Consider the following 3171-nt stretch of genomic DNA (forward strand, 5'->3'; position numbering starts at 1 on the left):
ATATCAGGCGGGCTTTCCTGCCAATTTCGATCACCGCTTCTCCATCCGCGTTTATAACGTGAACGTGCATTGGGCACATGATCTGCCGTGTAAATCACGACACGAAATCCATTGATGCGCAGAAGCGTCGGCATAATTCACCATATCCCTAACGCTTGGGTTTTTCAATCATAATCATCCCGCCGAAAGTCAGGAGCAGGATATCTGGACGGTCAGACAGAAATGGCCAGCCCATCAATTCTCGATAAGACCCGCAGAGCGCCGTGTGAGGCTGTACAAAGCGTAATTCCAATACAGACACCCAAAACCAGCCACCACATCTGATAATGCCTGTACGGCCGTCCTGTGGCGTTTGACGGGCATGCTGAAACACGTGAGCTGCTGAATGCTCGCTTGAACTCCGGTGTGCCTTGAGCAGATTACGGTCTTGCCCGGTTCTTCTGGTGTTGCAGGCGTCGGGCGAGCGCGGAGCGGGAGCCCCGTAGGGCGCCAAAGGCGCCGACGCGGGGGAGGAGGATGCTGGGAAGAGACGATGCGGGAACGCATCGTCAGATCATGACTTTGCGCCGGAGGCGTGTCTGTTTAGCGCAGCCCTGAAAGGGCGAGCAGGGGGATGCCGGGTGGGAGATCGTGCGAAGCACGATCGGGGCGGCCTACGGCCGCGAGCCGGCGGAGGCGTAGCCCCCAAGAGGCGGCGCTTAGATTCAATTTAGTAGAAAATTTCAGAAATGAAAAGTTATCCACAGGCTTGGAGTGTTAATTTATGTGTTAATAGTAGTGTTAAGGGTTTTCCACAAACACGTAACTGACTGAAAATAAAATACAAAAACAGTGTTTTGGTGCCGCTTGCGTCAACGAAACCCCGAATCTAGTGACTCCAGAACCCCGAATCTGCGTCAACGAAACCCCGAATCTAGCTCTTGCGTCAATGAAACCCCGAACCTAAACTGATCGTCAATGAAACCCCGAATCAAAGCAACCCGTCAACGAAACCCCGAACTGGCACTTACCGTCAGTGAAACCCCGAATGTTGATGGACGCTCAGTTCTACTTCCGGAACGATATCCGACACCAGATCTTTTTATTTGTGATGTCCTTGATGCCATCCCCAAAGATGATATGGCCTCGATGGAACATCCAATTTTCTCGCTTGCCACTAAACCTGATCGACGCATTTTCCGATACGAGCACAATGGCAATACAGTTGAGATCGTTCCGAGCGTCAAAGGGCTCGCGACGATCCATGACAAGGATATCCTTATCTATTGCATTTCGCAGCTGATCGCGAAAATGAATCAAGGTGAGCAGCCAAATCGAACTCTCCACCTTACCGCACGCGATTTATTGGTGTGGACCAACCGTCAAACCGATGGTGATGGCTATAAGCGGCTTCGGAGCGCATTTGAGCGCTTAGCAGGCACACGGATCACCACCAACATCAAAGCTGATGGAGAAGAAATTACCGAAGGCTTTGGCCTTATCAATGAATGGCGAATTGTCCGTAAGACCAATTCCGGACAAATGTCCGAAATCAAGGTAACGCTATCCGAATGGCTATTCAGAATGATCGAAGGCCGAAGTGTACTGACATTACATCGCGATTATTTCCGTTTACGCAAACCACTTGAACGGAGAATATACGAACTTGCACGCAAGCATTGTGGCGCTCAGGAAAAATGGGTTGTTTCTATAGAAATTTTACAGAAAAAAACGGGGGCCAGTAGCCATATTCGCGTATTTCGCTCAATGCTCCGTGACTTGGCAATCAATAACCACTTGCCTGATTATGCTGTCGAAATAAACAGCAACACAGTTACTTTCCGTAATCGGGAAACGATGGACACCGTCAAGGTAATAGAGCCAAAGCTCCAGAAACCATTTGTCGATCCCGAGGGTTTCCATGACGCTAGAGGAGTTGCTCCAGGATATGATATCTACGCACTCTATGATGAATGGGTGTCATGGTGGAATGATAGCGGACAACCAGAGTTGCAAAACCCCAGTGCCGCATTTGTCGGATTCTGCCGCAACCGACACAAACGCAACCCTATACGCTAGACACAGCCTACGTGTATAATTGTATACGTGTATAAATGTATACTTACCCGCTAACGATCCTGCTTCGTCCTTTCTTCACAAACAGATCGTCCAGTGCTTGTCCAAGCAAACTCTGAACCGTCGTTCCCTCTTCGGCCGCGATAATACGAAGCTGGGCGCTGACTTCAGGAGAAAAATGCCCACCGATCAACTTGGTCCCCTTACGACCATTCAGCGTAGGTTTACTGGATGATATATCTGGCTTCGGGGAAGGGGGTGGCATTGCCTCACCACTACCTTTGGCGCGATCAAGCATCGCTTGTAGCGTATTGCTTTTCGCCATCACACTACCTCCCGATTTTTGTATAATTGTATATCTGTATACTCGTATAAACGCTTAATTTCGTTTGCTGCTGGCCCATGTGCTTCGAATTCCTGCACAGCCTGTCCCGCCGCCTGTGCACGGAAAAATGCCTTGCGGTTTCCTACTATCACCGGACAGACCGTTGCCCCCAATTCGGTCACGGCCTTAATGGCATCCCCTGTCTCCTGCCCCTGGGGGGGCACAAAAGTTAAAACGACAGCGAACGCTTTATCGAGCTGACGAACCACATCCAATGTGTGTGTCATACTCATTGTATCGAACACGGCCGTCTTTGTCGGAATGAGAACGAAGTCAGCATGCCGCGCCGCTTCATAAGCTACATCACGCGCAACAGCAGCTCCGTCGATAATCACAAGATCAGTCCCCGCATCCGCGCAGGCTTTGAGTATTGCAGGCAAACGTATCGGCTGAATTGAAGCCACAGCCGGTGTATCGAGCTGGCGTACGTCTTTCCAGAAAGAGGCTGTCGCCTGTGGGTCCAAATCAATAATAGCAGCAACCTTACCCGCTTGCTCAGCCGCGACAGCGAGACAGGTTGCAAGCGTCGTTTTTCCGACACCGCCCTTCTGCGAAAGAACAGCAAGAACCTTCATGCTACACCCCTACACGTATAATCTTATACCTGTATACACTTTCTACGAGGGAAGAGAAGGCCTCACCTTATCCCTCTGCACAATGGCAGCAACAGTGTTCTTGCTGATTCCCAGATCCCGGGCGATCCACCGATAACTCCGCTTTTCAGCCACCAA

At 50.5% G+C, this 3171-nt stretch carries 3 protein-coding genes and 1 pseudogene; 1 reads left to right on the plus strand and 3 read right to left on the minus strand.

Annotation, left to right across the window (positions count from 1 at the left end):
- Positions 1 to 957: 957 nt before the first annotated feature.
- Positions 958 to 2058 (plus strand): replication initiator protein A, encoded by a 1101-nt coding sequence (locus GOX01_RS12470; RefSeq protein WP_081107016.1) that lies wholly within the window; start codon positions 958 to 960, stop codon positions 2056 to 2058.
- 43 nt (positions 2059 to 2101) lie between these two features.
- Here GOX01_RS12470 and GOX01_RS12475 read toward each other — a convergent pair whose 3' ends face one another.
- The 3 genes and pseudogenes from GOX01_RS12475 to GOX01_RS13280 form a co-directional block, all read right to left on the minus strand.
- Complete coding sequence (locus tag GOX01_RS12475; RefSeq protein WP_228119331.1) at positions 2102 to 2380, minus strand: ribbon-helix-helix domain-containing protein; 279 nt, start codon at positions 2378 to 2380, stop codon at positions 2102 to 2104.
- Complete coding sequence (locus tag GOX01_RS12480; RefSeq protein WP_062268834.1) at positions 2380 to 3015, minus strand: nucleotide-binding protein; 636 nt, start codon at positions 3013 to 3015, stop codon at positions 2380 to 2382. The genes GOX01_RS12475 and GOX01_RS12480 overlap by 1 nt, the downstream gene beginning before the upstream one ends.
- A gap of 42 nt (positions 3016 to 3057) precedes the next feature.
- A pseudogene (locus tag GOX01_RS13280) lies at positions 3058 to 3171 on the minus strand (recombinase family protein); the annotation flags it as partial.

This window comes from Gluconobacter oxydans (genome assembly GCF_006539685.1).
Taxonomy (GTDB): domain Bacteria; phylum Pseudomonadota; class Alphaproteobacteria; order Acetobacterales; family Acetobacteraceae; genus Gluconobacter; species Gluconobacter oxydans.

What these genes read in the sequence shown, in the direction of transcription:
- GOX01_RS12475 (WP_228119331.1), bottom strand. Translation starts at nt 2,380, where the DNA reads ATGGCGAAAAGCAATACGCTACAAGCGATGCTTGATCGCGCCAAAGGT.
- GOX01_RS12480 (WP_062268834.1), bottom strand. Translation starts at nt 3,015, where the DNA reads ATGAAGGTTCTTGCTGTTCTTTCGCAGAAGGGCGGTGTCGGAAAAACG.
- GOX01_RS12470 (WP_081107016.1), top strand. Translation starts at nt 958, where the DNA reads ATGAAACCCCGAATCAAAGCAACCCGTCAACGAAACCCCGAACTGGCA.